Consider the following 26448-nt stretch of genomic DNA (forward strand, 5'->3'; position numbering starts at 1 on the left):
TGCGGCGGCACGAAACTGGGCCTCACCAGACCGTGCTGGACGAGCTCGCAGAGCCACTCGGCGTCCTTGACGTCGGTCTTGCGGCCAGGGACGGCCTTGATGTGACGAGCATTCAGCAGCCAGCACTCGAAGTCGTCCTCGAGCAGGTAGAAGATCGGCTTCCAGTAGTCGCTGGTCGCTTCCATACCGACGACGGTGACGGCCTCGGCCAACAGCCACTCCCTCATGGCCAGAAGGTCGTTGGTCATCGTCGTGAACGTCCGGGTCTCTTTGCGGCGGCGCTTGCCGGGACCGGGGACCCGCACACATACCTTCACGTCGGCCTTGCTGATATCGATGGCTGCGGCTCGCTCGTGGACGATCTCCATGACACTCGGTACCCCCTTCGCGCAGCTGACGGCACGTCAAGGCGCCCGGGGGAACCCAGCAGGCGGAAGAGTCTGATACACGTGCTCGAGGCAACAGTTCCGGGTGCCTGTCGAAGGGGTTCCCAGCGTCCTACTAACCCTCGGGCTCGGATGGCGCCAAGCCGGAACGACGTCAGCCGGACGCCCCAGCGGATTTTCTACCCGTCAGGGTGCCGCCGTAGGCGTTCGGATTACTATCCCGGAATGTCGCGAACGCTGCGCTGGTGGACGTCGGGCAGGACGCCCGCCGCGGTGACAAAGTCGTTGTCGTCGTGCAGCACGATCAGCCCGTGGTGAGCTGCGGTCGCACAGATCATCAGGTCGACGGTGGACAGCGCCCGGACGGCTCCCCCGGCCCGGGCGAGCTGGAACTGGGCGGACTCGATCCAGCCCCAGATGTTCTTCGGCAGGGGCACATCCGGGTACAGGTCCGCAAACATCTCGCCCATCTGCTCGTAGTGGACGAGGTTGCGGGCGGAGCGACGGAACTCAGTGCGTTGCGGGGCACAGGATCCGATGACGCGCAGGTCAATGTCCTCCCCCCACGCGTCGTTCAGGTGCAGTTCGCGTGCCAGCCGCCATACGGCGGTCGAGTCCGCGAGGTACTGGATCACTCCTTGCCCCGCTTCTCGGCGTCACGGAGCTGCTGCCACCCCTCGTAGTCCCACTGCTGGGCGGCCTTCATGTGCCGGGCGCGCTGGGCGGCCCGCTCGTGGCGCTCGGCGTACTCACGGAGGGCCGCGTTGACCACGTCCTTCTTGGTGGCGCCACCGGAGACGCGCAGGGCCTTCGCCAGCGCGTCGTCGTCCAAGTCGATCGTCGTCACACTCATGCTTGACCTCTCTATATAAGGCAAGTACTTCCCTTGAATAGAGTAGCGCGCCGAGACGCCGCGCCGGGAAGCCCCCCGGCCTCCCAGCGCGGTGCCACGGCCATCCGAATCGGGTCAGTCCGCCAGGGGCAGATAGACCCGGTTGCCGTGCTCGGCGAACTCGGCGGACTTCTCGGCCATGCCCGCCAGGGCCTCGGCGTCGAACTCGGTGGCCACGGCGCTGGATCCGTCGCCGTGCTCGTCGCGGATCTTCTGACTGATCTTCATCGAGCAGAACTTCGGCCCGCACATCGAGCAGAAGTGCGCCGTCTTCGCCGGCTCCGCGGGGAGGGTCTCGTCGTGGAAGGCGCGGGCGGTCTCCGGGTCGAGGGCCAGGTTGAACTGGTCCTCCCAGCGGAACTCGAAGCGGGCCTCGGAGAGGGCGTCGTCCCAGGCGGAGGCGCCGGGGTGGCCCTTGGCGAGGTCGGCGGCGTGGGCGGCGATCTTGTAGGTGATCACGCCGGTCTTGACGTCGTCGCGGTTGGGCAGGCCCAGGTGCTCCTTGGGCGTGACGTAGCAGAGCATCGCGGTGCCCCACCAGGCGATCATCGCGGCGCCGATGCCCGAGGTGATGTGGTCGTAGCCGGGCGCCACGTCGGTGGTGAGCGGGCCCAGGGTGTAGAACGGGGCCTCGTCGCAGATCTCCTTCTGGAGATCCATGTTCTCCTTGATCTTGTTCATCGCCACGTGGCCCGGGCCCTCGATCATCACCTGGACGTCGCGGTCGCGGGCGATCCGGCCGAGCTCGCCGAGGGTCTGGAGCTCGGCGAACTGGGCCTCGTCGTTGGCGTCCGCCGTCGAGCCCGGGCGCAGGCCGTCGCCGAGCGAGAAGGTGACGTCGTAGGCGCGCAGGATGTCGCAGAGCTCCTCGAAGTTGCTGTAGAGGAAGTTCTCCTGGTGGTGCGCCAGGCACCAGGCGGCCATGATCGAGCCGCCGCGCGAGACGATGCCGGTCTTGCGGCGGGCGGTCAGCGGGACGTACCGCAGCAGCACGCCGGCGTGCACGGTCATGTAGTCCACGCCCTGCTCGCACTGCTCGATGACGGTGTCGCGGTAGACGTCCCAGCTCAGCTCCTCGGCCCTGCCGTCCACCTTCTCCAGCGCCTGGTAGAGCGGCACGGTGCCGATCGGCACCGGGGAGTTGCGCAGGATCCACTCGCGGGTGGTGTGGATGTTGCGGCCGGTGGAGAGGTCCATGACGGTGTCGGCGCCCCAGCGGGTGGCCCAGGTCATCTTCTCCACCTCCTCCTCGATCGAGGAGGTGACCGCGGAGTTGCCGATGTTGGCGTTGATCTTCACCAGGAAGTTGGTGCCGATGATGGCCGGCTCCACCTCCGGGTGGTTGACGTTGAGCGGGATCACCGCCCGTCCGCGGGCCACCTCGGCCCGGACGAACTCCGCCTCCAGGCCCTCCCGCAGCGCGATGAACTCCATCTCCGGGGTGATGATCCCCCGCTTGGCATAAGCGAGTTGGGTGACCGCGGCGCCGTCCCGGGCGCGCAGCGGGCGGCGCGGGCGGCCGGGGAAGACGGCGTCCAGGTTGCGCAGGTCGCCGCCGCGCGGCGAGGTGTGGCGGATGCCGTCGTCCTCCGGGCGGGCCTCGCGGCCGTCGTACTCCTCGACGTCGCCGCGCTGGCGGATCCAGGAGTCGCGCAGCGCGGGCAGGCCGCGGCGCACGTCGGCCCGGTACTCGGGGTCGGTGTACGGGCCGGAGGTGTCGTACAGCGGGACGGTGGCGCCGTTGGTGAGGTGGACCTCGCGGTAGGGCACCCGCAGGTCGGGGCGGCTGCCCTCGCGGTAGGCCTTGCGCCAGGCCGGGGTCGGGTACCCGGTGGCCGCGCTGCTCACGGACGTTCCGGCAGCGGACAGGCGTGCGTCATCGATGCTGGTCATCAGACCTTCTACTCCCTACGCCGGCATTACCCGGTCAGGTTCCTGCGGTCGGCGCAGCCTTCGACCCGTCCGTCGACGTGCCGGTCAGCGCCCTCTCAGCCCGGTGCTCCGAGCTCCCGTTCGGCAGGCGGAAGTGCCTGCCCAAAGACGTCCCACACGGTAGCCGCAGCTCAGCGGAGCGTCCAGTGGGCCTCGAGGGGCGGACGGCCCCCGCCCTGTCGCGCCGTCGGTGCCCGGGCGCACACTGGGGGTCAGTCACGGAACGGGGGAGCCACGATGATCGGATACACCGGCCGGGTCACCGGCAAGATCGGCGCGGGCCTGGTCGGCGAGGTGCTGGTGCACGTGCCGGAGCGGGTCGGCAGCGAGGCCTTCCTGGCCTACCTGGCGGTGCCCGGCGAGCCGCTGCCGCTCGGCACCCAGGTGGTGGTGGTCGAGTACCAGCCGCCGCGCACGGTCTTCGTCGCGCCGCTCACCCCCCTGAGCGCGGGCGGCTGACGCCGGGTCGGCACACGAACCGTCCGCGGTTCGTCACCAGTGCGTGACAACCTCCGCCGACACACCACCACCGGCTTCCCAACCGCGGAGGGCGAGGCGCAGAATCCCATTCGCCACCGCGTTCCGCGCAATCCTGCACAACCGAGCGCAGCCACGGAGCGGTGCGCCCTGAAGGGGGAACAAGCCGATGCTGATCGGCACCATCGCGGGGGCCGTCGTCGCCGCCCTCATAATCCTGATCGTTCTCTTCAAGCTCTGCTGGCGGGTCGCCGAGCCCAACGAGGCACTGATCATCTCCGGGTCCAAGCACCGCACCGAGGGCGTCGGCGAGGGGCTCGGCTTCCGGGTCGTCACCGGCCGCGGGACCCTGGTGACCCCCGGCATCCAGACCGTGCGCAAGCTCTCGCTGGACCTCAACGAGGCCGACCTGGACGTCGAGTGCGTCACCTCGCAGGGCATCCCGGTCCAGGTCAGGGGCGTGGTGATCTTCAAGGTCGGCGACGACACGGTCTCCATCGCCAACGCCGCCCGGCGCTTCCTGGACCAGCAGAAGTTCATGGGTCAGCGGGTGCACAACGTCTTCGCCGGCCACCTGCGCTCCATCGTCGGCGGTCTGACGGTCGAGGAGATGATCCGCGACCGCGAGCGGCTGACCGGCGAGACCCGGGCCGCCTCCGGCTCCGAGATGGAGAAGCTCGGCCTGATCATCGACTCGCTGCAGATCCAGGAGATCCTGGACCCGACCGGCTACATCACCAACCTGGCCGCCCCGCACGCCGCCGCCGTCCAGCGGGACGCCCGGATCGCGGCCGCCGCGGCCGACCGGGCGGCCACCGAGGCCGAGCAGGAGGCGTTCGCCCGCAAGGCCGAGGCGACCCGCAACTCCGGTATCCAGCAGGCCGGCTACCAGGCCGAGATGGACACCGCCGCGGCCCGCGCGCTGCAGGCCGGCCCGCTCGCCCAGGCCGCCGCCCGGCAGGAGGTCGTGGTCCAGGAGACCAAGGTCGCCGAGCTGGAGGGTCTGCGCAAGGAGCAGCAGCTGCAGGCCGAGGTGCGCAAGCCGGCCGACGCCCGGGCCTACGAGGTCCGCACCCACGCCGAGGCCGAGCGCGACGCCCGGATCTCGGCCGCCCAGGCGCAGGCCAAGGAGACCGAGCTGAAGGCCGGCGCCGAGGCCAACCGGGTCAAGATCGCGGCGGCCGCCGAGGCCGAGGCCACCAAGGCCCGCGGTCTGGCCAGCGCCGAGGCCACCCGGGCGACCGGTCAGGCCGAGGCGGCCTCCGCCGAGGCGAAGGGCCTGGCGGCGGCCGAGGCGGCCCGCGCGCTGGGTCTGGCCGAGGCCGAGGCGATCAAGGCCCGGGCCGCGGCGCTGGCCGAGAACCAGGAGGCCGTGGTCGCCCAGCAACTCGCCGAGAACTGGCCGGAGATCGTCCGGGCCGGCGCGGACGCCTTCGGCAACGTGGAGCACATGGTGCTGCTGAACGGCGCCGAGGGCATGGGCGAGATGTTCGCCAAGGCGCTGACCATGGGCGGCACCGGCCTCGGCCTGGCCCGCCAGCTGCTCAGCGCGATGAACCCGGGCGAGGGCGAGGGCGCCCCGGCCCCGACCGGCCGCAAGGCGGAGCGGATCCAGACCATCCCGGTCCAGGCGGACCAGGAGGGCTGAACCCGCGGCCGCCGGTGGAACAGCGGCGTCAGGCCGATCCCGCCCCCCGCGCGGGATCGGCCTGACGCCTGTTCAGGGGGCCCTGCCGGGTCAGGCGCCGGTCAGCTGCCACATCCGCTTGCTCAGCGGCCGGGTCAGCACCGTCGCCGCCCAGATGGTGCCGACCAGCAGCACGGTGGGCAGCCAGGCCATGGTGGCCAGCGGCAGGCTGTAGGCGCCGACCACCCGGGCCGCGCACTCCAGCACCAGGGCCGCACCCCAGACCAGCGAGAAGCCGCGCTCGGCCCGGCGGAAGGCGGCCGCGGCAGAGTCATTGGCGGACTCGGCGGACCCGGCGGACCCGGCGCCACCGGTGCGCAGCCCGTCGAAGGCGGCCTCGCGAGCCGCGTCGCCCTTGGTGAGGAACGGCCGCAGGCCCTCGGTCATCATCGGCCGGCCGCGCCGCACCGAGAGCAGGATGACGATCCCGATGGTGCTGCTGACCAGCCCGTCCTTGGCGATCATCAGCCGGGGGTCGCCGGTGAGGAAGGTGGTGAGCAGGCCGACCGCGTTCACCGCGAGGATCAGCGCGGCGAAGGCGTTCAGCCGGCCGGAGCGGAGCAGCCCGTAGCCGGTGCGGACGGCCGGCAGCACGCTGGAGACGATCAGCGACTGGACCAGCGGGACCCCGGCGCCGCGCGCCGCGTAGTAGGCGGCCAGCGGCAGCGCCACGTCCACCGCGAGCGGGGCGAGCGCCTGGACCAGCGGGCTGCGCCGGCGCTGCCCGGCCTTCGGCCCGGCCGCCGCGATCGGAAGTCCGACAGTGCTCATCGTCCTGGTCCCTTCCCGTGCTTCCCTGCTCCCTGCTGACGGGTTCCACACTGTCACCGGGAGCTGAGCCGCCGTCAGTGCCGACTGTCGCCGACCCGGCGTGACAGCTGTCATGCCGCCGGTCTGACAATCAGGCCGCCGGACAACGCCGAGCGCCCGCTCCCCCGGGTGCGGGGGGCGGGCGCTTGGGCGGATGGGGTGCGGGCTGCGGGTCAGCTCCTGGCGGCCTTCTTCACCAGGACCACCACGGCCGCGGCGATGCCGACCACGATCAGGATCTTGACCGCGAACCAGACGAGGGCGCTGACCACGCTGAAGATCGCGCCGATGATGTTGAAGGCGATCACCAGCAGGATGATCGGGACCACGATGTTGCGGACCCAGCCCGGCAGCGACTTCCAGATCTCAGCCATCTCGGATACCTCTTCTTCTTCGCTCGGGTCGGCTCTGCTGCCGCGCCCTCTCCGCTTCGGTACTTCGATCGTAGGAGGGCGGGGGAGCGGAAACGAGCGGATCGGCCCCCGAGAGAACCCGGATAAAGCCCTGAGGGAAACCCTTCGGGTTCGCACCGCGAACCCTCAGGCGGGACCCCCGGGACGGCTCAGACCGGCCACTCCTCGCCGCGCCAGGCGGCGTCCCAGAACATCCACTCGTACCGGGTGGTGGTGGTGAAGTGCTCCCGCACGCGCCGCCGCTCCGCCTCCGAGAGCTGCTCCCCGAGCCGGTCGGTGAGCGCCAGCACCCGGCGCACCACGGACTGGAAGGCCTCGTCGCCGTAGGTGGCGATCCAGCGGGCGTAGAGCGGGTCCGGGGAGGACTTGGCCAGCAGCTGCTCGCCGACCTTGGCGTAGACCCAGTAGCAGGGCAGCACCGCGGCCACCGCCTCGGCGAACGAGCCGCCGTAGCAGGTGGCCAGCAGGTAGCTGGTGTAGGCCCGGGTGGTCGGCAGCACCGGCTCGGCCGCGGCCCGCTCGGCGCTCTCGCCGAAGGCGTCCAGGAACTCGGCGTGCATGCCCTGCTCGGCGGCCAGCGCCCCGATCGCGTCGTCCGCGAAGGCCCGCACCTCGGCCTCGCCCGGCGCCTTGGCGGCGCAGACGGCCAGCGCCCGGGCGTAGTCCCGCAGGTAGTGCGAGTCCTGCACGACGAAGTGCCGGAACGCCCGGCGCGGCAGCGTGCCGTCGGTCAGCCCGGCCAGGAACGGGTGGGCCAGGATCTCCGCGTAGACGGGCTCGACGGCCGCCCACAGCTCCTCGGTCAGCGTCTGGGTCATGGCCCCGACCCTACGCGAGGGCCCCCGCGCCCCCGCCGGCTCAGCTCTCCGGCGGGGAGAAGACCACCAGCACCCGCAGCTCCTCGGTGATGTGGTGGAACCGGTGCGGCACCCCGGCCGGCACGAAGACCACGCTGCCCCGGCCCACCGTGGTGGTCTCCTCGCCCACCGTCAGATAGGCCCGGCCGCTGACCACCTGGTACAGCTCGTCCTGCGGGTGGGCCTGCTGGGTGTCGGTCTCGCCGGGCGCCAGCGCGTACAGGCCGACCGACATGCTGCGCTCCCGGAGGAACCTCAGGTAGGCGCCCTGCTCGGCCGCCCGCTCGGCGTCCAGCTGGTCCAGTCGGAAAACCTTCATCGGCCCGCTCCCTCTCAGATGCTTCCGCCCGCCGCCCGAGCCTGCCACCATGCGGGATCATGAAGCACTTCGTTCTCAAAACCCTGATCAACGCGGCCGCCATCTGGGTCGCGGCCTGGCTCGTCAAGGGGATCAGCCTCTCCGGCGGCACCTGGAGCAAGCAGGCGCTGACCGTGATCGCCGTCGCACTGGTCTTCGGGGTGGTGAACTGGCTGATCAAGCCGCTGGTGAAGTTCTTCTCCTTCCCGCTCTTCATCCTGTCGCTGGGCCTGATCACCTTCGTGATCAACGCGCTGATGCTCTGGCTGACCTCGTTCGCCTCGGACCAGCTCAAGCTGGACTTCCACGTCACCGGCTTCCTGCCGGCGCTCTTCGGCTCGCTGATCATCAGCCTGGTCGCCTGGGGCCTGCACCTGGCGGTCGGCGACGAGGACTGAGCCCGACGGCCCGGAACGGCCCGGCCCCCGCGGAGGGGGGCCGGGCCGTTGCCGTCTTTCGGGCGGGCTCAGCCGGCGTTCTCGGCCGACGGGCTCAGCCGACAGGCTCAGCCGGCGTTCTCGCAGCCGCGGCTGAGGATGTCGGCCAGCTCCGCGTCCAGCGAGCGGCCGGCCAGCTCCTCCCCCATCGGCACCAGCCGGTCCGCCCGGGCCAGGAAGGCCACCAGCGGCGCGGCGGCGCAGCGCAGCAGCGCGTCCCCGTCCGGGGAGCGGAGCTGGATGCAGACCTCCCCGTCCGCGACCGGGTGGATGTGCACGTCGCCCTCGCCGCTCGGCACGCTGATGCCGTCGAGCAGCAGCTCCCGGCCGAACACCCAGGTGACCGGGGCGTCCCCGGGCAGGTGGAAGGTCAGCCGGACCGCGTAGGGGTCGCCCGGGTCGTACCCCAGGTCCGCCACGAGCCGGAAGGACAGCTCGGCGGAGACCACCAGGCTCATCACCACGTGTCCCTGGACAGTGCTCTGCATGGGCCGGTACCTCTCGTTCTGCCCCGCTCGGGTCCGCACCTGGTGGCGGCCGCTGTGCCGGGCATGCCGTTCGATTCGTCTTCTGTGCTGGTGTGTCGTCCGCCGTGTGTTCAGGCCTGACTCCGTCCCCCTCGGCTGTCCCCATCCTCCACGTATGGGTAAGAAGTGGACAAGACGTGCTTTTTCAAATGGTGAACGAGGGCCCGAGGCCGCTGATCAGCGCCCCCGCCGCGCCGGCGAGGCGGTTGCCGGCCAGGGCGAGCCGGTCCGCCTGCTCGTTCGGCAAAGAGATGGCAAGGGTCGCCGCGTCCGGTCCGAGCCGCAGCGGCACCGCCGCGCAGACCGTGCCGAGCGCGTCCTCCTGGTGCTCGAAGACCGGAGCGCTCGGCCGGACGCCGGCCAGCCGGCGCAGCAGCACCGACTCCTCGGTCACGGTGGCGGCGGTCAGGTCCACCGGGCGGTGCCGGGCGAGGTGGTCCCGGCGCTGCTCCTCGCCGAGCTGGCCGAGCAGGCACCTGCCGATCGCGTGCGCATGGGCGGTGGCCCGGAAGTCCGCCCACTCGGCCACCGCCGGGCAGCGGTCGGAGTCGGCCACCTCGACCACCTCGACCTCGCCCTCCCGGTAGACGGCCAGGTAGACGGCGGCGCCCAGCTCGGCGCAGAGCTCGGTCAGGCCGGTGCGCAGCCGGCGGCGGACCCGCTGCCGGTCCTCCGCCTCGCTGATCCCCGCCACCGACTCGCCGTAGAAGAACCGGCCCTCGCTGCGCCGCAGGTAGCCCTCGTGGGTCAGGGTCCGCAGCAGGTGGTAGGTGGTGCCCAGCGGCAGGTCGGCGGTGCGGGCCAACTGCTTGGCGGTGGCGCCCTGGACGAACCCGCCGACCGCCTCCAGCAGCCGCAGCGCCCGCTGCACCGAGGCGATCAGGGTCGGCCCGGATCCCCCGGCCCGCGGCCGCACCCGACCGCTCCGGTCGGCGGCGTGTTCCACCGGGTGCCCACAAGCCGGCGTCCCAGCGGAGTTCGCGGTGCGTTGCACGGCCACACTCAGCCCCCAACCCGAGTTTTGATGGTACGTGAGCCAATCGGAACAGTTCGGTCCGGTTTGCCCGGTCGGGCTCATTGCAGCACAGCGCCCGGATAGTCGCAATCACGGTTAAGACACCCTTAAATGCCGAAATCACTCCGAACTCCCTTGAATGGTCCGGACCAGCAGCCCGATCAGCCGGGACTTCGCACCGCCGAACCACCGAACCCCCCGCTCCCGCACGGCTGCTGGCCCGTCCGGGCCGCCGGTCCACATTCACCCGTTCCCGGGCGTGTCGGAATGTTCGATTCCTTTTCGTCCACTTGTACGAGTTTCGGCCCCGCCGGGCTGCGGGATGCTCCAGCACAACGCTCCTGGAGGTGAGCACGGTGGCGGTGAGCACGGCTGCTGCGGGGACTGCTGCGACGAGGACCGCGACCGGGCCCGGCCCGACCCCGCACCCGAGACCGGTGGTCAAGCGCACCGCCCGGGCGATCCTGCTCGACCTGCCACCCGGTGATCCGCAGCACGGCACCGCCGAGCTGATCGTGATCAAGCGCACCCGGCCCGGCTGCGCGCCGTACTGGATCACGCCCGGCGGCGGCGTGGAACCGACCGACCGCACCGTCACCGCCGCCCTGCACCGCGAAGTCTCCGAGGAGTTGGGCGGCAAGGTGGTGGACGTGGTCCCGGCCTTCGTGGACACCGTCGCCCACTCGCACCACGAGGACGGCTCGCTCGCCCACCCGCACGGGGTCAAGGTGCAGCACTTCTTCGTCTGCCGGCTGGCCGCGATGGACCCGGGCCGCCGGCACGGGCCGGAGGTGGACGAGCCGCGCGGCGAGTACGAGATCGTCCGGCTGCCGTTCACCCGCGAGGGGGTCACCGCCGTCAACCTGGTACCGCCCTCACTGCGCGCCTACCTGGCCGCCAACATCGAGGGCATCCGGGCGCTGCTCACACCTGACCTCTGATCAGTTCGGCTGCGGGTCGGGCAGGTCGTGCGTGATGTGCTCGGCCCGCACCCCGGCCCGGGCCAGCGCGGCCACCGACCGCCGGACCATCGCGGCCGGGCCGGCCAGGTAGGCGCGGTGGCCGTCCCAGGGGCCGAGCTGGGCCACCACATCGCTGAGCAGGCCCGGCAGCTGACCCGCCACGGCGGGCGCCAGGCCCGGCTCGGAGACCACCGGACGGACCGTCAGCCAGGGTCGGCCCTTCGCCAACTCCCAGAGCCGCTCAAGCTGGTAGAAGTCGTCCGGACTCCGCACGCCGTACAGCACCTGCACCCTGCGGTCGCCCGGGCCGTGCGCGGCCACCTCCTCCACCAGCGCGCTGACCGGGCTGATCCCGGTGCCGCCGCCGAGCAGCAGCAGCGGCGCGGGGTCGGCGTGGTCCAGCACCATCCGGCCGGCGGGCGGCCCGAGCCGAAGCACGTCGCCCGGCTGCGCCCGCCGCACCAGCGCGCTGCTCACCCAGCCGGTGGAGAGCGCCCGGACGTGGAAGGTCAGCAGCCCGTCGGGGCGCGGCGCGGCGCCGAACGAGAAGTGCCGCCAGACCCGGGGCCACCAGGGCGTCTCGAGCGTCGTGTACTGCCCGGCGCGGAACGGGTACGGCTGGTCGGGGCGGACGGTCAGCACGGCCACGTCCCGGCCGCGCACCTCGTGCGCCACCACCTCGGCCTGCCACCAGGGCGGCGAGGTGCGGGCGGCCTCCTCGGCCGCCTCGGTCATGATCCGCGCGATCAGGCCGTAGGCCCGGCGCCAGGCCAGCTCGGTCTCCGGGTCCCAGCGGGCGGCCGCGTACTTGGCCAGCGCGGCGATCAGGCACTCGCCGACCGGGCCGTAGTGGCTGGTCAGCGTGCCGTACTTGCGGTGACCACGGCCGAGGCCGCTGAGGTAGGCGGTCAGGCCGACCGGGTCGCCGGCGCCGCGGGCGGCCTGCAGCAGGGCGCGGAAGAGGCGGTCGCGCTGCACGTCCATGGCGGCGGGGAAGAGCGAGCGGACCTCGGGGTGGTGCACGAAGATCAACGCGTAGAAGTGGGCGGTCGCCCGGTCGGCCACCGGCTCGACCACGGCCAGGGTGGACCGGATCAGCTCCAGGTCGCGGGGGGTGGGCGCCGCCTCGACCGCCGGACCGTTCCCCAGCGGAGTGGGCGGCGGCACGGGGTGCGCCTCGGCCGCCCAGGCCTGGCTCCACTGGTCGCCGGGGCCGGCCCAGTTGAGCTGCGGCGCCCAGGAGAAGAGCGGCTCCACGGCGGGGCGCTCGGGTTCCTGGTGCGCCTCCGGCTCGGGGGCGGGCACCCGGGGCGGCTCGGTGGGCATCGGCGGCACCACCAGTTCGGGCGGCTCGGCCACGGGCTCGACCGGCTCGACCGGCTGCACCATGCCCGGCACCGAGTTCGCCGCCGCCGAGCCCTGACCGGACCTGACCAGCAGCGCGGAGAGCGGCTTCACCGCTAACTGACGCGTACTCAAGAGAATCGTTTCGCCTCCGGTCGTCCCAGCAACGCCTCCGGTAGCGTGGCACGGCCGCTCAGCTGATCCGACAAATCCGTCAAACCCCGGACGGACGGACACCGGGGGCGCTATCGTCCGCCCCTCAGCCGCGGAACTGGTCGATGACGACGACCCCGGTCGGCCCGTACCCCGCCATCGACTCCAGGACCGCGCTCCGCAGCACCTTCGCCTTCGAGCCCTCGGTCAGCGACGACACCCTCCGCGCGCGGTACCAGCCGAGGACCAGCACCTCGGACAACCTCCGCACCACCCGAGGCCGGTCACCACGAACGCCGAAGGCCCGCCACGGATGCGGCGGGCCTTCGTGCTACTGAGTAGCGGGGACAGGATTTGAACCTGCGACCTCTGGGTTATGAGCCCAGCGAGCTACCGAGCTGCTCCACCCCGCGTCGGTAATGATGACCGTACACCAGTCGATGCCCGGACCGCACATCGCAGCCGGCACGGGGGGTCATTCGGTGGCGGACGGTCTGGCGGATGAAGCGCCTGGGCGGCCGCCGACGATCCGAAGGCTTGGCGTGGGGCATCGGCCCCGACCTGGACCTTGCTGCACGTCCCCTCGCCCAGGGCTCCGGGGCTATGCAAGTACCTCACGTACTTGACGTACTTATCTGCTTCTGGCGATGCTGGTACCACCAAGAAGGAGGATTCCGATGCCGGCAGTCCACTACGAGAGCTACACCGAAGCCAGAAACCACTTCAAGGACATCCTGGACGCCGCCGACCAAGGACGCGTCGCGACGGTCCGCCGGGACGCCAGGTACGCGGCCGTGGTCGACGCCGAACGGCTCCGGCACGCGCTCACCCTGTTGTGCACGTCCAAGGCGGAGGTCGTCCGTGAGGACGGCGGCTGGTCGGCCTTCTTCCCCGGGCTTCCGATAGCGGCGGACGGCGCCACCTTCGAGGAGGCCATCGACGAGCTGGCCGACGCCCTGCGCGAGTACGCCGAGGACTGGCAGGAACGCCTCCTGAACGCGCCGAACCATCGCGACAACTGGGGACTGGTCCAGCTGATCTGCCTCAGCGACGATGCCCAGCTACGACAGTGGCTCGTCGGGGCCGCCGAGTGACCTGGCCGGAGCCGAACTGCGAACGGCACGAACAGTTCTGCAAGACCGAGGAGTGGCAACGCGTACGCGACGCTCGCGGCCGCACCGGCACTCACCACGTCACCTACGAGCTCACCCTTCCTGACGGGCGCATCCTGCGCACCAGGGTCTCGCACCCGGTGGACCGCACCGGATACGGCGCGAGCCTGTGGGCGCACATCCTGCGGGACCAACTGGACGTCGTGGAAGGCGTCTTCTGGGCCTGCGTGCTGGAGGGTCGGCTCCCCGACCGAGGTACGCCCGCCCCGCCGCGCGAGGCTCTGCCGGCGCAGCTCGTCCATCTGCTCCTCAACCAGGTCGGGCTGACAGAGGAGGAGGTCGCCACGATGGACAAGGCCCAGGCGATCGAGCGGCTCAACCAGTTCTGGACCGAGGGCCGCTGAAAGCAGTGAGCACCGCTTCAGGAGAGCGGTGCTCACCGTTCGGTCAGTCGGCGAGGTCGGTGAAGTGGTCGAACTCGCCGTCCTTGACGCCCTGGAGGAACTTGGCGAACTTGGTCGGGGTGGTGCGGACGATAATGTCGCCGGAGTCGGACTCACGCAGCTCGATCAGGCCGTCGACCTCGCGCACCTCGATGCACTGGTTGTTCGCCGCGCTGTAACTGGACTTCTGCCACGCCGAGCTATTCATTCCTGTTCTGCATCTCTTTCATGATAGAGCGAATGAAGGATCGCGACTCATCGTCCGGCAGGGCAACGGACCCGATGTGATCAAGAATCGCACGATAGCGCCCCAGATGTGCCGGGAGATCAAAGATGTGAGATCCGTATGACGCATCGGCCTGAACCGTATCAAGCTCCGGAACGGGACCCGCCAGATGCGTGAGGTCCTCACTGGGGATGGGGAAATCGGCCACCTCAAACGGCACGACCCTGACCGAGATTCCCGGGCGCCCGCTGTCTTCAACCAACGAGGCAAGCTGATCGATGAGCACGTCCCGCCCACCGAACTGACCCCGCAGGGCAGCCTCGTGCACGAGTGCCAAGTACGGCTTCTCGCCCGACCGCACCACCTGCTGCCTTCGCATGCGGAAGTCGGTCCTGAGATCAATCTCTTTCAGCGGCAATGGCAGGGGCCCTCTGGTGAACAGAGCGCTGGCATAGGCGCGAGTCTGAAGCAGACCTGGAATGTAGACGATTGTGAAAGTCGTGACCCGCTTCGCATGGCCTTCCAGCTCGGCGACCTCAAGGTAGTCCACCGGAAGGGAACTCCGGTATTCCTCCCACCAGCCGCCCTTAGCTCGATCCGTGATGATATCTGCCAACGCATCGAGCAGTGGCTGGTTGTCGCACATGCACATCCCGGCAATCGCGTACAGCCGCTCCACACTGAGCCCGGTCTTGCCGCTCTCCATCTGCGTGACGTGGGCAGGGTTGATGCCCAGCTTGCGCGCGAGCTGGCTACCTCCGAGGCCGGCTTGCTCCCGCATCCTCCGCAGCTCAGTGCCCAGGCGGCGCTGACGGAGTGTCGGGTTCATTCGAAGAGCCATGGAGGCCAGTCTGCCGCAGTGCCCACGATCGGATGAACCTCGCAGCGAGAGGCACAAATTTGTGACTCTGTGCGCTATGGTCGTTGCTGCAGCCGATCCGACGGATCGTCAGCAACCCCTGCCACCAGGGCAATCACCCCCCTCCTGCCTGGAGATCCCCATGCCCGAATGCCCCCTCCCTCCCGACTGGTCCGCCGCCCGCGAGGAGCTCCGTGCCCTCCTCACCGCCGCCGACTGGCACCGCGACCTCATCGCCGACGCCGAACTCGCCCTCCACGAGCTCTTCGTCAACGCCTGGAAGCACGGCAACAGCCCCGCGCCCGTCGTTGCCGTCCTGCTCCTCACCGACCGCGCGCTCCACACCCTCCGCGTCTCCGTCGCCGACGACAACCCGACCCTCCCCAACCCCCGTATCGGCACCGCCGACCCCTACGAGATCTCCGGCCGGGGCATCCACCTCGTCCGCTCCCTCACCCACCGCTTCGGCGCCGACCCCCACCAGCACGGCGGCAAGCGCGTCTGGTTCGAGCTGGACGCCGCCGCATGAACAAGCCGCTCTCCCCCGCCGACCCCGCCACGCTCGCCTACACCGACGCCGAGATCACCGGCCTCCTCCGCGAACTCCACCAGCGCGGCCAGGGCTTGGGCCTCCTCTGGGGCTCCGCCCGCACCAACGGCACCGTCAACGGCCACATCCTCGTCAACTTCGGCAACGCCCCCGTCTCCACCCTCCTCAACCTCCTCGACCTCGTCCGCCGAACCGAAGGCAGCACCGAGGCGTGAGCTCCACCGTCCCCGACACCGTCATCGTCACCGCCCTCACCATCACCTTCCTCCTCACCCTCGCCACCACCACCCTCAGCGTCATCACCACCATCCACCTCACCAAGAACAGCGCACACCAGGAGACCCCTCCAGTCGAATCTCGGTAGAACCCCCTCCACAACACCACTACCGTCCGATGCCATGCGACTTCTTGTACTCGGCGGCACCTCGTTCGTGGGCCGGGCCATCGTCGACGAGGCGCTGCGTCAGGGCATCCACGTCACCCTCTTCAGCCGTGGCATCACCGGCACCGATCTCTTCCCCGACGTCCCCCGCCTGATCGGCGACCGCGACACCGGCGACTACACCGCCCTCCGCAACGACCACTGGGACGCCGTCGTGGACGTCAGCGGCTACGTCCCGCGACACGTCGGACAGGCCATGGACGCCCTCGGCGACCGCGTCTCCCGCTACCTCTTCATCTCCACCCAAGCCGTCTACCAACGCAGCGGCATCGGCCCCGGCGCCGACGAGGACACCCCTCGCCGCCCACCCGTCCGCGACACCGAAGAACTCACCGAAGCCACCTACGGCCCCTGCAAGGTCGCCTGCGAGGACGATGTCGTGGCCCGCTACGGCCCGCGAGCCACCATCGTGCGGCTCGGCAAGGTCGCTGGCCCGCACGACGTCCAGCACGGGCTCGTCTACTGGGTCCGCCGAGCCTCCCGCGGCGGCCGGGTGGCCCTGCCCACCCACCCCGACCAACCCGTCCAGCTCATCGACTCCCGCGACGCGGCCCGCCTCGTCGTCCAACTCCTCCTCGACGGCCGCCCCGGCGCGTTCAACGCCATCGGCCCGGCCGAGCCGATCACCATCTCGGAGCTGATCACCACCTGCGCCCAAGTCGCAGGCACCGAGGTCGAGATCGTCCCCGTACCGGCCGCACCTCCGACGGCGTTCTTCCCGCTCATCCAGCCCGACCCGCTCTGGCCCACCCAGCAACGCAGCAGCGCCCGCGCCCGAGCGGTGGGCCTGACCTCAACTCCCCTGGCAGCAACCATCGCCGACGTCCTCACCTGGGACCGCGAGCGCGGCGAACCGCCGCTCGACCACGGGTTGTCCCCGGCCGAGGAGGCCGCGCTGATCGCCGGAGCATGACGGCGGCGGGGCCGGCTCCTCGAAGCCGGCCCCGCTCGCACTCCTCACACCCCGCGCAGCAGCACCCCCGGCCGCTCCACGCAGTCCGCCACGAACCGCAGGAACCCGCCCGCTGTGCCGCCGTCGCACACCCGGTGGTCGAACGTGAACGACAGCTGCGTCACCTGACGCACCGCCAACTGCCCGTCCACCACCCACGGCTTGGCCGCGATCCTCCCCACCCCCAGCATTGCCGCCTCCGGGTGGTTCAGGATCGGCGTCGAGCCGTCCACGCCGAACACGCCGTAGTTGTTCAGCGTGAACGTCCCACCCGTCAGCTCCGCCGTCGTCAGCGAGCTCGCCCGCGCCGCAGCGGTCAACCGCCCGAGCTCCGCGCCCAGTTGCTCCGTCGTAAGCGCCTGCGCGTCCCGCACCACCGGCACCACCAGCCCGCGCTCGCCCTGGGCCGCGAAGCCCAGGTGCACCGCGGCGTGCCGCCGGATGCCGTCGCCCTCGACGCTGGTGTTCAGGTCGGGGAAGCGGCCCAGCGCCGCCACGCAGATCCGGGCCAGCAGGGCCAGCAGGCTGACCTTGGGCAGCTCGGGGTTCTGGTTCATCTGCGCCCGCACGGCGAGCAGTTCGGTGGCGTCCGCGTCGACCCAGCAGGTCGCCGCCGGGATCTCCCGGTGGCTGCGCGTCAGCTTCTCCGCCACCGTCCTGCGCAGCCCGCGCAGCGGCACGACGTCACCGTCGGCCGCGGTCACGGCGGCCGGCACCGCGCGCGCCTCGATCGCCCGGTCCACGTCGGCCCGCAGGATCAGGCCGTCCGGCCCGCTCCCCGACAGCCCGCCGAGCTCGATCCCGTTCTCCCGCGCCAGCCGCCGCACCAGCGGCGAGATCACCGCCACCACCGCGGGGGTGGGCACCGCCACCGGGTGCACCTCGGCGACCGGGGTGGTCCCGACCCGGCGCCGGCGCGCGCCCTTGCCGCCCTCGGCGATGCCGTAGCCCACGAGCGGCCGCTCCGGCACCTCCGTGCCCGGCTCCGGGGCCACCGCCACGGTGACCAGCGGCTGGCCCACCAGCCGCTCCTCGCCCACCTCGCCGAAGCGCGCGGTGACCACCCCGCCGTACGGGCAGGGCACCTCCACCACCGCCTTGGCGGTCTCCACCTCCACCACCGGCTGGTCGACGGCGATCACCTCGCCGACCTCGACCAGCCAGCGCACCACTTCGGCCCCGGTCAGCCCCTCGCCCAGGTCGGGCAGGGTGAACTCGCGCACGATCGGCATCACGGTCACCCCTCCCACTGCAGCTTCGCGACGGCGTCCAGGATCCGGTCCACCCCGGGCAGGTGGTGGTGCTCCAGCATCGGCGCCGGGTACGGGATGTCGAACCCGGTGACCCGCAGCACCGGCGCGGCCAGGTGGTGGAAGCACCGCTCCGAAACGCGAGCAGCGATCTCGGCACCGACCCCGGCGAAGCCGGTGGACTCGTGCACCACGACCGCCCGGCCGACCGAGCGGACCACCTCGGCCACGGTGGCGTCGTCGAACGGCACCAGGCTGCGCAGGTCGAGCACCGCCAGGTCCCAGCCCTCGGCGGTGGCGGCCTCGGCGGCCTCCAGGCAGACCGGCAGCGAGGGCCCGTAGGTGATCAGCACGGCGGAGCGGCCCTGGCGGCGCAGCACGGCGCGGCCGATCGGCTCGCAGTCGGCCGCCGGGTCCAGGTCGGCCTTGGACCAGTAGAGCCGCTTGGGCTCCAGGACGATCACCGGGTCGTCGGAGGCGATGGCCGCGCGCAGCAGGCCGTAGGCGTCCGGCACGGTGGCCGGGGTGACCACGTGCAGGCCGGGCGTGGCGGCGTAGTAGGCCTCGGAGGAGTCGCTGTGGTGCTCGACCCCGCCGATCCCGCCGCCGTACGGCACCCGCACGGTGATCGGCAGCGGCAGCTTGCCGCCGGTGCGGTTGCGCATCTTCGCCAGGTGCGAGACCAGCTGCTCCATCGCCGGGTAGGCGAAGGCGTCGAACTGCATCTCCACCACCGGGCGCAGCCCGTACATCGCCATGCCGATCGCGGTGCCCAGGATGCCGGCCTCGGCCAGCGGGGTGTCCAGGCAGCGGTCGGGGCCGAACTCGGCGGTCAGGCCGTCGGTGATCCGGAAGACGCCGCCGAGCTGGCCGACGTCCTCGCCGAGCAGGTGGACCGAGCGGTCCTCCCGCATCGCGTCGCGCAGTGCCGTGTTGAGGGCCTGCGCCATGGTCAGGGTGCGGGTCGCGGCCATGGTCGTCACCGGTCGGCCTCCGCAGCCAGCTCAGCGGCCAACTGAGCCTGCTGCTCGATCAGTTGGGGGGTCGGGTGGGCGTAGACGTGCTGGAACAGGCTCATCGGGTCGAGCTGCGGCTCGGCGTGGAACTCGCTGCGCATCCGGGCCGCCAGGGCCTCGGCGGCCTCCGTGGCCGCCGCCGCGCCCGCGTCGTCGAGCAGTCCGGCCGCGCGGAGCTGGCGCTCCATCAGCAGGATCGGGTCGTGCTCCTGCCAGGCCGTCACCTCCTCGGACTGCCGGTAGCGGGTGGCGTCGTCGGCGTTGGTGTGCGCCTCCAGGCGGTAGGTCAGCGCCTCCACCAGGGTCGGACCGCCGCCGGTGCGCGCCCGCTCCACCGCCTCGGCCAGCACCTGGTGCACGGCGACCACGTCGTTGCCGTCCACCAGCCGGCCGGCCATGCCGTAGCCGACCGCCTTGTGCGCCAGGGTGGGGGCGGCGGACTGCCGGGTGAGCGGCACCGAGATCGCGTAGCCGTTGTTCTGCACCAGGAAGACCACCGGGGCGTTCAGCACGGCCGCGAAGTTCAGCGCCTCGTGGAAGTCGCCCTCGCTGGTACCGCCGTCGCCGATCAGCGCCAGCGCCACCAGCGGATCGCCGGCCAGCCGGGCCGCGTGCGCCAGGCCGACCGCGTGCGGGGTCTGGGTGGCCAGCGGGGTGCAGAGCGGGGCGGTGCGGGTGGCCCGGGGGTCGTAGCCGGTGTGCGCGTTGCCGCGCAGCAGGGTCAGCGCCTCCAGCGGGTCCACCCCGCGGCCGACCACGGCGAGGGTGTCGCGGTAGCTGGGGAAGAGCCAGTCGCCGGGGGCCAGCACGGTGGCGGCGGCCACCTGGCAGGCCTCCTGGCCGGTGGAGGAGGGGTAGACGGCCAGCCGGCCCTGCTTGGTCAGGGTGGTCGCCTGCTGGTTGTAGCGGCGGCCCACCACCAGGCGGCGGTAGAGGTCGCGCAGCAGCTCCGGGTCGTACGCCGCCAGATCGGCGGTGCCGAGCACCCGGACCGGCGCGGCGTCGGGCAGCAGAGGCGCGGGATCGGTCCGCGGTGCGGTGGCACCGGGCAGCCAGCCGGGCACCGGATCGGTCGGCCGGTGATCGAGAACGGTCACAGGGCACCTCCAAGGGGTGGGGAGGGCAGCAGGGCAGGAGCGGGGGATTGCCTCCCAACCGATTGTTCGGTTGTCTTTTCATTGTGGCCACAGCGCAGCGAAGGTGCTGGACAATCGGCCGCCGCAGCAGTCTGCTGAACGCAGCACGTCCATCATCGGAGGCTTGGGGGACATGGTGGCTGAACAAATGGTCGGACCGGGTGGCGCGAGCAGACCCGGGCTGCCGGGGCAGCTGGTCGGCGGCGATCGCGGGCTGGACCGGGTGGACCGGTCGATCCTGCGACTGCTGCAGCAGGACGGGCGGGCGTCGATCCGCTCGGTGGCCGAACGGGTGCACGTCTCGCGGGCGAACGCCTACGCGCGGATCGCCCGGATGATGGAGGACGGGGTGATCCGGGGCTTCACCGCCCGGGTGGACCACGAGCGGGCCGGGCAGAGCGCCTGCGCCTACGTCACCCTGAAGATCGTCCAGAACTCCTGGCGGACCGTGCGCGAGCAACTGCTCGACCTGCCGGGGGTGGCGCACATCGCCCTGGTCGGCGGCGAGTTCGACGTGCTGATGCTGGTGCACACGGCGGACAACCGGGCGCTGCGGGAGCTGGTGCTGGGCAGCATCCAGTCGATCCCGGAGGTGCTCTCCACCCAGACCCTGCTGGTGTTCGAGGAGACCGACCGGGTGCCGCCGGGGTAGGCCCTAGGACGTCCGCAGGCCGTCGAAGGCCAGCCGGACCACCGCGTCCGGGATGCCGTCGGTGTCCCCGTGGTCCGGCCGGTACCACTCCACGATCGAGTTGATCATGCCGAAGAGCAGCCGGGTGGCCAGCCGCGGATCCACGTCGGCGCGCAGCTCGCCCGCCGCCACCGCCTCGCGCAGCAGCCCGGCGACCCGGTGGTCGAAGTCGCGGCGCCGCTCCAGCGCCCACTGCTCGGTGCCGGTGTTGCCGCGCACCCGCAGCAGCAGGGTCACGTAGGGCAGCTCGGCCAGCAGCACCTCGGCGGTCCGGCGGACCACGTGCTCCAGCCGGTCCACCGGACGGCCGGCGGCCGCCGCCGGCTCGTCGAGGATGCCGAACAGCCCGTCCAGCGCCCGGCCCACGGCGAGCCGGAGCAGCTCCTCCTTGCCGCGCACGTGGTGGTAGATCGAGGACTTGGAAATGCCCGCCGCCCGGGACAGGTCCTCCATCGAGGTGCCGTCGTACCCGCGCGCGTTGAAGACCTGCACGGTGACCGCCAGCAGCGAGTCGACGGTGTACGTGGTGCGGGTGGGGGTCTCGGCCATGCTCCGAGTATCCACGGCCCGCGGACGGGTGCGGCGCGGGGGCTGTTATCCCGACCGATCGTTCGGTTACGCTGAGCTGAGTCAGCCCCTTCCTGTGCCCCGAGGAGCGCCGCATGGCCCCCGTCGACGATCTGATCGCCCGTCACCAGGACACCCTCACCAGGGCGCTGGCGGCGCTCACCGAACGCGACTACTGGACGCCGTACCCGGAGATCCCCAAGGCCTACGGCGAGAGCGCGGCCGCCGACGGCAAGGCCGCCTTCGAGGCGCTGCTGGGCACCGTCTTCGCCCTGCCGGGCCACCCGGAGAGCGGCGAGACCACCGGCACCGAGGCCTCGCCGTACGGCATCGAGCTGGACATCAGCTACCCGCAGGCCGACCTGGACACCCTGCTCACCGCGGCCGCCGCGGCCCGGGCCGGCTGGGCCGCCGCCACCCCGCAGGCGCGCGCCGCGGTCTGCCTGGAGGTGCTGGCCCGGATCAACGCCCGCTCGCACGAGATGGCCCAGGCCGTCATGCACACCACCGGCCAGGCCTACGCGATGGCCTTCCAGGCCGGCGGCCCGCACGCCCAGGACCGCGGCCTGGAGGCGGTGGCCTACGCCTACGCCGAGCAGAGCAAGCTGCCGGCCAGGGCCGCCTGGACCAAGCCGCAGGGCAAGCGCGACCCGCTCACCCTGACCAAGGACTTCATCACCGTGCCGCGCGGCACCGCGCTGGTGATCGGCTGCAACACCTTCCCGACCTGGAACGGCTACCCGGGCCTGTTCGCCTCGCTGGCCACCGGCAACCCGGTGGTGGTCAAGCCGCACCCGCGCGCCGTGCTGCCGCTGGCGCTCACCGTGCGGATCGCCCGCGAGGTGCTGGCCGAGGCCGGCTTCGACCCCGACGTGGTGACGCTGGCGGCCGAGCGCGAGGGCCAGGGCATCGCCAAGACCCTGGCGCTCCACCCGGACGTGCGGATCATCGACTACACCGGCTCCACCGAGTTCGGCGACTGGCTGGAGCAGAACGCGAAGCAGGCCCTCGTCTACACCGAGAAGGCCGGCGTCAACACCGTGGTCATCGACTCCACCGGCGACTACAAGGGGATGCTGAACAACCTGGCCTTCGCGCTCTCGCTCTACACCGGCCAGATGTGCACCACCCCGCAGAACCTGCTGATCCCGCGCGGCGGCATCGACACCGACCAGGGCCCGAAGTCCTACGACGAGGTGGTCGCCGACCTGGCCCGGGCGATCGACGGACTGCTCGGCGACGACGCCCGGGCCACCGCGATCCTCGGCGCCGTGGTCAACCCGGCGGTGCTGCAGCGCAGCGTGGCCGCGGCGAGCGGCGAGTACGGCGACCTGGCGCTGGCCCCGCGGGTGATCGAGCACCCGGAGTTCCCGGGCGCCACCGTGCGCACCCCGGCGCTGGTCAAGGTCGAGGCGCACAAGCCGGACGACCGGTCGCACTTCCTCACCGAGTGCTTCGGCCCGGTCTACTTCGCGGTCGCCACCGAGTCCGCCACCGACGCGGTGGACCTGCTCCGGCAGACCGTCACCGAGCACGGCGCGATGACCGCCACCGGCTACACCACCTCCCCCGAGGTGGAGCACGCCCTGATCGAGGCCTGCCTGGACACCGGCGTCTGCCTCTCGCTCAACCTGACCGGCGGCGTCTACCCCAACCAGACCGCGGCCTTCTCCGACCTGCACGGCACCGGCGCCAACCCGGCCGCCAACTCCGCCTACACGGACGCGGCCTTCGTCGCCAACCGGTTCCGGGTCATCGAGGTCCGGCGGCCGGCCTGACCCCGCACCGCCCACGACCAGCGCTCCGGCCGGCTGACCACAGACCGCCGGCCGGGGCGCTGCACACGGTTCAGCGCCGTCCCGCTCCGACCGGCGCGGCCCAGGCCGGCCGGTGGCGGTCGGGCCGGTCCGCCCAGACCGGCGGCCGCCTCCGGAACTCCAGCACGGTCACCGCCAGCAGCGAGACCAGCAGCACCGCCACGGCCGCGGCGAACCAGCGCTGCTCGTGCGGCGCGTGGTGCCAGGCGTGCCGCTCCAGGTACTCCAGGTAGGAGCCCAGCGAGGCGAACTGCATCAGCAGCGGCGCGAACCAGAGCCGCCTGGGCAGGTAGCAGAAGGCCACGACGGTGAGCACGTCGGCCGGGTAGAAGTACCGGTCGTGCATCGAGGGCAGCAGGAACGGCACCGCCACCACCGCCACCGTAGCCATCAACACCACGCGGGTGTCGGTCAGTTCGGGCTCCTCGGCGCGCAGCCTCCGGCGCCCGCCGGAGGTCCGGCTGAACAGCACCGCGGCGGCCAGCAGCAGCATCACCACGCCGGCCAGCAGGATGCCGAGCGAGCGGACGAGCTCCTCCGCCTGCCGGCCCCGTACACCCACGAACTGGTAGACCGACGGCGCGTTCAGAGTCAGCGCCTGGTAACTGCCGGTCTGCCGCTGGTAGATCGTCAGCAGCTTCCAGGGGTCGGCGCCGACCAGCAGCGCCGGCACGTCCATCAACAGGTAGACCCCGGGGATGGCCAGCAGGCTGCGCACGCTCAGCCGCCGGGTGGGCACCAGGACCAGCAGCAGCGGCAGGATGAAGACCGCCTGCAGTTTGAAGGCCAGCGCCAGGCCGAACAGCGCGCAGGCCGTCCAGGAGCGCCGGCGCAGCGCGTAGTACACCCCGCCGAGCGCGAAGGAGGTGTAGATCGAGTCCGCCTGACCCCACCACCCGCTGTTGACCGCGACGGTGGGCAGGAAGAGCACCAGCACCGCCGCGAGCAGCGGCCGCCAGGGGTTCGCCGGGCTGCGCAGGGCCGCGATCCGGGCCGCGAAGAAGGCCAGCAGCAGGTCGGAGCAGAGCGAGATCGCCTTGATGCCGGCCATCGCGGGCACCGGCAGGTAGCTGAGCAGCGCCAGCAGGTAGAGGTACGGCACGTTGTAGTCCGCGAAGCTCGGATCCCGCAGCGCGCCGAAGTGCCCGTGCCACTTGATGTGCTGGTACCACGGCTGCAGGAAGTACCGGTAGTCGTCCGACTCCCGGCCGAACATCGCGTACCGCAGGCCGACCGCACCCACGACGACCAGGACGGTCACCGCGGTCCGGAGCAGTCCCCCCTTGCCGCGTCCAACCAGGTTCAATGTTCGGCCCCCCGCAGAACAAGAACTCGCGCTCAGTCTCCCCAACGGGTCGAATCGGGCATAAGTACTTCGCCGGCGATCGACAAACCGAGCAGCGGTCGGCAGAGCGCCGACCGTTCATCACATGTCTTTCACATCGTCCGATGCTCTGTCAACTGACGATGCCCCGACCCTGCCGCATGTGGCGTCCAAGCCTTGTACAACAAGGAAACAGAGGGTGCATCAGCACTGCTCAGCAGGCCGGAATGCCTTTACGAATCCCTTACAACTGGATTTCATCAACCATTTTGAGCATGCTCATGTTCTTGGGCGTCCGGTCGCCGGAATGCCTGGTTCCAAAATTTCCCCCGCACCATCCACCCGCCCCGCCCGAGCGGTCGCCGACCCGTCGGCCCGGCGTGCGGCACCCGCATACGTACTGGTCCCACCACACCGCTAGGGTGTGCGACTGCCGGGGGGAGTGCCTTCCGCGCTGCGCGGCCACACCCGGCCGCAGACCGCTGGAACGGACACCTCGTGAAGATCGCTCGCACCACGGCTGTCGGAGCCGCCGCGCTCGGCCTGTTCTCGCTGCAGCTGGCGCTCGGCGCCGCCGCCGCCCACGCGGACGGCCTCGACGGCATCACGCTCTCCCCGTGGGTCGGCGGCGACTCGACCGGCCAGGAGACCACCATCGCCCCCGGCGACAGCCTGGGCTGGAACATCTGGGCGGACAGCAAGACCGCGGGGCCGATCAACGCCAAGGTCCTGGTCAGCCTGATCCCCCGGTCCGGCACCCTGGAGCCGCTGCCGGCCGGGATCTCGCTGAGCTTCCCCAACGGCACCTGCGTGCCCGCGGCGGACGGCCCGAACCCGGCCGCCTACCTCTGCGACCTGTCCAAGCCGACCGACACGGCGACCATGCCGCCCGCGGCCCCCGGCAGCGGCGCGACCTCCCGCGCCGAGGTGACCCTCACCACCACCTCGGCGACCAAGAGCACCAACTCCCTCGAACTGACCGAGCAGTTGGTCGACTCCTCCTACACCAGCTACCAGCAGGTCGGCCTGGACGTCGCCAAGGGCAAGCGGTTCCAGACCAGTTCGGTGCCCCTGACGATCGAGTCCAAGGACCTCGCCGCCCAGAACACCGCCACCCTGCAGCTGTCCGACCTGACCGCCGGCCAGACCGCCACCCAGACCGTCAAGGTGCACGCGGTCGGCTCCTCGCTGCTGCTGCTCAAGACCGAGGACGGTGTCCCGGGCGAGGTCTGGAACCCCTCCGGCAACGGGCAGATCGACCTGCCGCAGGGCCTGGACCTGCTCTCCGTCACCACCGACGACAAGGTCACCTGCACCACCGACGAGGTGGAGCGCCAGCACCTCCCGCCTGTCGAGGGCAACTGGCTGAGCTACTGCCTGCTGACCCCCGGTGACACCACCCTGACGCTCACCTTCAAGGCCGATGCCGCCGTCAAGCAGCTCAAGGCCAAGCTGACCGCCGGCTTCCACGTCTACACCAACTCGGACATGGCCCAGCCGTTCAGCAGCGCCAGCGGCACCTTCGTGGTGAACGCGGCCCCGGCCGCCAGCGCCGCCACCACCGCGGCCCCGGCCGCCACCAGTGCCGCGCCCGCCGCGCCCAGCACGGCCGCCGCGGTGCCCGCTGCCGCCACCAAGGCCTCGCCGACCGCCACCGCCACCAAGGCCGCGGGCGGCCAGGAGCTGGCCTTCACCGGCTCGACCGGCACCACCGCGATGGCCGTGGCCGGCGCCGCCGTGCTGGCCGCGGGCGCCGGCATCGTCTTCGCCACCCGTCGCCGCCGGAGCACTCAGGCCTGACGCTCCGCCACCC

The 26448-nt window shown here is 71.5% G+C and carries 32 protein-coding genes, 1 tRNA gene and 1 riboswitch; of the genes, 13 read left to right on the top strand and 20 right to left on the bottom strand.

Features of this window, described 5'->3' with window-relative positions; all coding sequences use genetic code 11:
• The 4 genes from ACFYNO_RS05220 to thiC form a co-directional block, all read right to left on the bottom strand.
• On the bottom strand, positions 1 to 368 hold a 368-nt coding region (locus tag ACFYNO_RS05220), incomplete at its 3' end, for a transposase (RefSeq protein ID WP_388005524.1).
• Positions 369 to 601: 233 nt separating this feature from the next.
• Positions 602 to 1021 carry a PIN domain-containing protein gene (locus tag ACFYNO_RS05225; RefSeq protein WP_388005527.1) on the bottom strand — a complete coding sequence of 140 codons (420 nt, stop codon included), beginning with the start codon at positions 1019 to 1021 and terminating at the stop codon, positions 602 to 604.
• Positions 1018 to 1239 (bottom strand): type II toxin-antitoxin system VapB family antitoxin, encoded by a 222-nt coding sequence (locus ACFYNO_RS05230; protein WP_388005530.1) that lies wholly within the window; start codon positions 1237 to 1239, stop codon positions 1018 to 1020. Before ACFYNO_RS05230 ends, ACFYNO_RS05225 begins: the two co-directional genes overlap by 4 nt.
• Before the next feature lie 114 nt (positions 1240 to 1353).
• A complete protein-coding gene (gene thiC / locus ACFYNO_RS05235) occupies positions 1354 to 3171 on the bottom strand; it encodes a phosphomethylpyrimidine synthase ThiC (RefSeq protein WP_388005533.1) in 1818 nt (605 codons plus the stop codon).
• Positions 3167 to 3301, bottom strand: a riboswitch (TPP riboswitch). Its footprint overlaps the gene before it by 5 nt.
• A gap of 146 nt (positions 3302 to 3447) precedes the next feature.
• On the opposite strand from thiC, the gene ACFYNO_RS05240 reads away from it, so the two are divergent.
• Entirely contained in the window at positions 3448 to 3669 is a 222-nt protein-coding gene (locus tag ACFYNO_RS05240) for a hypothetical protein (protein ID WP_388005536.1), read from the top strand.
• A gap of 187 nt (positions 3670 to 3856) precedes the next feature.
• Positions 3857 to 5335: an SPFH domain-containing protein gene (locus ACFYNO_RS05245; RefSeq protein ID WP_388005539.1), complete on the top strand. Its 1479-nt coding sequence runs from the start codon at positions 3857 to 3859 to the stop codon at positions 5333 to 5335.
• Between the two features lie 90 nt (positions 5336 to 5425).
• On the opposite strand, the gene ACFYNO_RS05250 is transcribed toward ACFYNO_RS05245, so the two are convergent.
• The 4 genes from ACFYNO_RS05250 to ACFYNO_RS05265 form a co-directional block, all read right to left on the bottom strand.
• Entirely contained in the window at positions 5426 to 6145 is a 720-nt protein-coding gene (locus ACFYNO_RS05250; RefSeq protein WP_388005542.1) for a VC0807 family protein, read from the bottom strand.
• Between the two features lie 212 nt (positions 6146 to 6357).
• Entirely contained in the window at positions 6358 to 6558 is a 201-nt protein-coding gene (locus ACFYNO_RS05255; RefSeq protein WP_388005545.1) for a DUF5326 family protein, read from the bottom strand.
• 188 nt (positions 6559 to 6746) lie between these two features.
• The gene (tenA, locus tag ACFYNO_RS05260; RefSeq protein ID WP_388005548.1) at positions 6747 to 7415 is read right to left on the bottom strand and encodes a thiaminase II; all 669 of its coding nucleotides are present in this window, start codon (positions 7413 to 7415) and stop codon (positions 6747 to 6749) included.
• 40 nt (positions 7416 to 7455) lie between these two features.
• Positions 7456 to 7773, bottom strand: coding sequence for a cupin domain-containing protein (locus tag ACFYNO_RS05265; RefSeq protein WP_388005551.1), 318 nt, complete (start codon positions 7771 to 7773; stop codon positions 7456 to 7458).
• A gap of 59 nt (positions 7774 to 7832) precedes the next feature.
• Here ACFYNO_RS05265 and ACFYNO_RS05270 point away from each other — a divergent pair, with 59 nt between their 5' ends.
• Positions 7833 to 8210 carry a phage holin family protein gene (locus ACFYNO_RS05270; RefSeq protein WP_388005554.1) on the top strand — a complete coding sequence of 126 codons (378 nt, stop codon included), beginning with the start codon at positions 7833 to 7835 and terminating at the stop codon, positions 8208 to 8210.
• 107 nt (positions 8211 to 8317) lie between these two features.
• Here ACFYNO_RS05270 and ACFYNO_RS05275 read toward each other — a convergent pair whose 3' ends face one another.
• Positions 8318 to 8737: an SsgA family sporulation/cell division regulator gene (locus ACFYNO_RS05275; protein ID WP_388005557.1), complete on the bottom strand. Its 420-nt coding sequence runs from the start codon at positions 8735 to 8737 to the stop codon at positions 8318 to 8320.
• Positions 8738 to 8921: 184 nt separating this feature from the next.
• The gene (locus ACFYNO_RS05280; protein ID WP_388005560.1) at positions 8922 to 9722 is read right to left on the bottom strand and encodes an IclR family transcriptional regulator; all 801 of its coding nucleotides are present in this window, start codon (positions 9720 to 9722) and stop codon (positions 8922 to 8924) included.
• Between the two features lie 506 nt (positions 9723 to 10228).
• On the opposite strand from ACFYNO_RS05280, the gene ACFYNO_RS05285 reads away from it, so the two are divergent.
• Positions 10229 to 10732, top strand: coding sequence for an NUDIX domain-containing protein (locus tag ACFYNO_RS05285; RefSeq protein WP_388005563.1), 504 nt, complete (start codon positions 10229 to 10231; stop codon positions 10730 to 10732).
• Here ACFYNO_RS05285 and ACFYNO_RS05290 read toward each other — a convergent pair whose 3' ends face one another.
• The 3 genes from ACFYNO_RS05290 to ACFYNO_RS05300 all read right to left on the bottom strand — a co-directional run bounded on the left by ACFYNO_RS05290 (position 10733) and on the right by ACFYNO_RS05300 (position 12663).
• A complete protein-coding gene (locus tag ACFYNO_RS05290) occupies positions 10733 to 12232 on the bottom strand; it encodes a globin domain-containing protein (RefSeq protein WP_388005566.1) in 1500 nt (499 codons plus the stop codon).
• Between the two features lie 124 nt (positions 12233 to 12356).
• Positions 12357 to 12512 (bottom strand): hypothetical protein, encoded by a 156-nt coding sequence (locus ACFYNO_RS05295; RefSeq protein WP_388005569.1) that lies wholly within the window; start codon positions 12510 to 12512, stop codon positions 12357 to 12359.
• Positions 12513 to 12589: 77 nt separating this feature from the next.
• Positions 12590 to 12663 (bottom strand) — tRNA-Met (locus ACFYNO_RS05300).
• A 264-nt stretch (positions 12664 to 12927) separates the two neighbouring features.
• On the opposite strand from ACFYNO_RS05300, the gene ACFYNO_RS05305 reads away from it, so the two are divergent.
• Positions 12928 to 13344 carry a prevent-host-death protein gene (locus ACFYNO_RS05305; RefSeq protein WP_388005572.1) on the top strand — a complete coding sequence of 139 codons (417 nt, stop codon included), beginning with the start codon at positions 12928 to 12930 and terminating at the stop codon, positions 13342 to 13344.
• A complete protein-coding gene (locus ACFYNO_RS05310) occupies positions 13341 to 13766 on the top strand; it encodes a cytotoxic translational repressor of toxin-antitoxin stability system (RefSeq protein ID WP_388005575.1) in 426 nt (141 codons plus the stop codon). The genes ACFYNO_RS05305 and ACFYNO_RS05310 overlap by 4 nt, the downstream gene beginning before the upstream one ends.
• 43 nt (positions 13767 to 13809) lie before the next feature.
• Here ACFYNO_RS05310 and ACFYNO_RS05315 read toward each other — a convergent pair whose 3' ends face one another.
• On the bottom strand, positions 13810 to 14013 hold the full coding sequence (locus ACFYNO_RS05315) for a DUF397 domain-containing protein (protein WP_388005578.1): 204 nt from the start codon (positions 14011 to 14013) through the stop codon (positions 13810 to 13812).
• On the bottom strand, positions 14006 to 14872 hold the full coding sequence (locus ACFYNO_RS05320) for a helix-turn-helix domain-containing protein (RefSeq protein WP_388005581.1): 867 nt from the start codon (positions 14870 to 14872) through the stop codon (positions 14006 to 14008). The genes ACFYNO_RS05315 and ACFYNO_RS05320 overlap by 8 nt, the downstream gene beginning before the upstream one ends.
• A 160-nt stretch (positions 14873 to 15032) precedes the next feature.
• On the opposite strand from ACFYNO_RS05320, the gene ACFYNO_RS05325 reads away from it, so the two are divergent.
• Genes ACFYNO_RS05325 through ACFYNO_RS05340 form a run of 4 tightly spaced genes read left to right on the top strand, consistent with a single transcriptional unit; the run spans position 15033 to position 16795 of the window.
• Positions 15033 to 15419 carry an ATP-binding protein gene (locus ACFYNO_RS05325; protein WP_388005584.1) on the top strand — a complete coding sequence of 129 codons (387 nt, stop codon included), beginning with the start codon at positions 15033 to 15035 and terminating at the stop codon, positions 15417 to 15419.
• Positions 15416 to 15655 carry a hypothetical protein gene (locus ACFYNO_RS05330; protein WP_388005587.1) on the top strand — a complete coding sequence of 80 codons (240 nt, stop codon included), beginning with the start codon at positions 15416 to 15418 and terminating at the stop codon, positions 15653 to 15655. The genes ACFYNO_RS05325 and ACFYNO_RS05330 overlap by 4 nt, the downstream gene beginning before the upstream one ends.
• Positions 15652 to 15804, top strand: coding sequence for a hypothetical protein (locus ACFYNO_RS05335; protein WP_388005590.1), 153 nt, complete (start codon positions 15652 to 15654; stop codon positions 15802 to 15804). The genes ACFYNO_RS05330 and ACFYNO_RS05335 overlap by 4 nt, the downstream gene beginning before the upstream one ends.
• A gap of 34 nt (positions 15805 to 15838) precedes the next feature.
• Positions 15839 to 16795 carry an NAD-dependent epimerase/dehydratase family protein gene (locus ACFYNO_RS05340; protein WP_388005593.1) on the top strand — a complete coding sequence of 319 codons (957 nt, stop codon included), beginning with the start codon at positions 15839 to 15841 and terminating at the stop codon, positions 16793 to 16795.
• A 44-nt stretch (positions 16796 to 16839) separates the two neighbouring features.
• Here the strand turns inward: ACFYNO_RS05340 and ACFYNO_RS05345 are convergent, their stop codons facing one another.
• From ACFYNO_RS05345 to pdhA, 3 genes are read right to left on the bottom strand one after another with little or no spacing between them, the layout of a single operon-like run.
• Complete coding sequence (locus tag ACFYNO_RS05345) at positions 16840 to 18066, bottom strand: dihydrolipoamide acetyltransferase family protein (protein ID WP_388006557.1); 1227 nt, start codon at positions 18064 to 18066, stop codon at positions 16840 to 16842.
• A gap of 5 nt (positions 18067 to 18071) precedes the next feature.
• Positions 18072 to 19058 carry an alpha-ketoacid dehydrogenase subunit beta gene (locus ACFYNO_RS05350; protein ID WP_388006560.1) on the bottom strand — a complete coding sequence of 329 codons (987 nt, stop codon included), beginning with the start codon at positions 19056 to 19058 and terminating at the stop codon, positions 18072 to 18074.
• 5 nt (positions 19059 to 19063) lie between these two features.
• Positions 19064 to 20197, bottom strand: a complete 1134-nt coding sequence (gene pdhA, locus ACFYNO_RS05355; protein WP_388005596.1) for a pyruvate dehydrogenase (acetyl-transferring) E1 component subunit alpha — start codon at positions 20195 to 20197, stop codon at positions 19064 to 19066.
• A gap of 187 nt (positions 20198 to 20384) precedes the next feature.
• On the opposite strand from pdhA, the gene ACFYNO_RS05360 reads away from it, so the two are divergent.
• Positions 20385 to 20888, top strand: coding sequence for an Lrp/AsnC family transcriptional regulator (locus ACFYNO_RS05360; RefSeq protein WP_388006563.1), 504 nt, complete (start codon positions 20385 to 20387; stop codon positions 20886 to 20888).
• 3 nt (positions 20889 to 20891) lie between these two features.
• Here the strand turns inward: ACFYNO_RS05360 and ACFYNO_RS05365 are convergent, their stop codons facing one another.
• The gene (locus tag ACFYNO_RS05365) at positions 20892 to 21476 is read right to left on the bottom strand and encodes a TetR/AcrR family transcriptional regulator (RefSeq protein ID WP_388005599.1); all 585 of its coding nucleotides are present in this window, start codon (positions 21474 to 21476) and stop codon (positions 20892 to 20894) included.
• Positions 21477 to 21589: 113 nt separating this feature from the next.
• On the opposite strand from ACFYNO_RS05365, the gene paaN reads away from it, so the two are divergent.
• The gene (gene paaN, locus ACFYNO_RS05370; protein ID WP_388005602.1) at positions 21590 to 23272 is read left to right on the top strand and encodes a phenylacetic acid degradation protein PaaN; all 1683 of its coding nucleotides are present in this window, start codon (positions 21590 to 21592) and stop codon (positions 23270 to 23272) included.
• A gap of 70 nt (positions 23273 to 23342) precedes the next feature.
• Here the strand turns inward: paaN and ACFYNO_RS05375 are convergent, their stop codons facing one another.
• A complete protein-coding gene (locus ACFYNO_RS05375; RefSeq protein ID WP_388005604.1) occupies positions 23343 to 24617 on the bottom strand; it encodes a glycosyltransferase 87 family protein in 1275 nt (424 codons plus the stop codon).
• A 516-nt stretch (positions 24618 to 25133) separates the two neighbouring features.
• On the opposite strand from ACFYNO_RS05375, the gene ACFYNO_RS05380 reads away from it, so the two are divergent.
• Positions 25134 to 26435 (top strand): LPXTG cell wall anchor domain-containing protein, encoded by a 1302-nt coding sequence (locus ACFYNO_RS05380; protein WP_388005607.1) that lies wholly within the window; start codon positions 25134 to 25136, stop codon positions 26433 to 26435.
• Positions 26436 to 26448 lie beyond the last annotated feature (13 nt).

The organism is Kitasatospora sp. NPDC006697, from assembly GCF_042869935.1.
Classification (GTDB): Bacteria; Actinomycetota; Actinomycetes; order Streptomycetales; family Streptomycetaceae; genus Kitasatospora.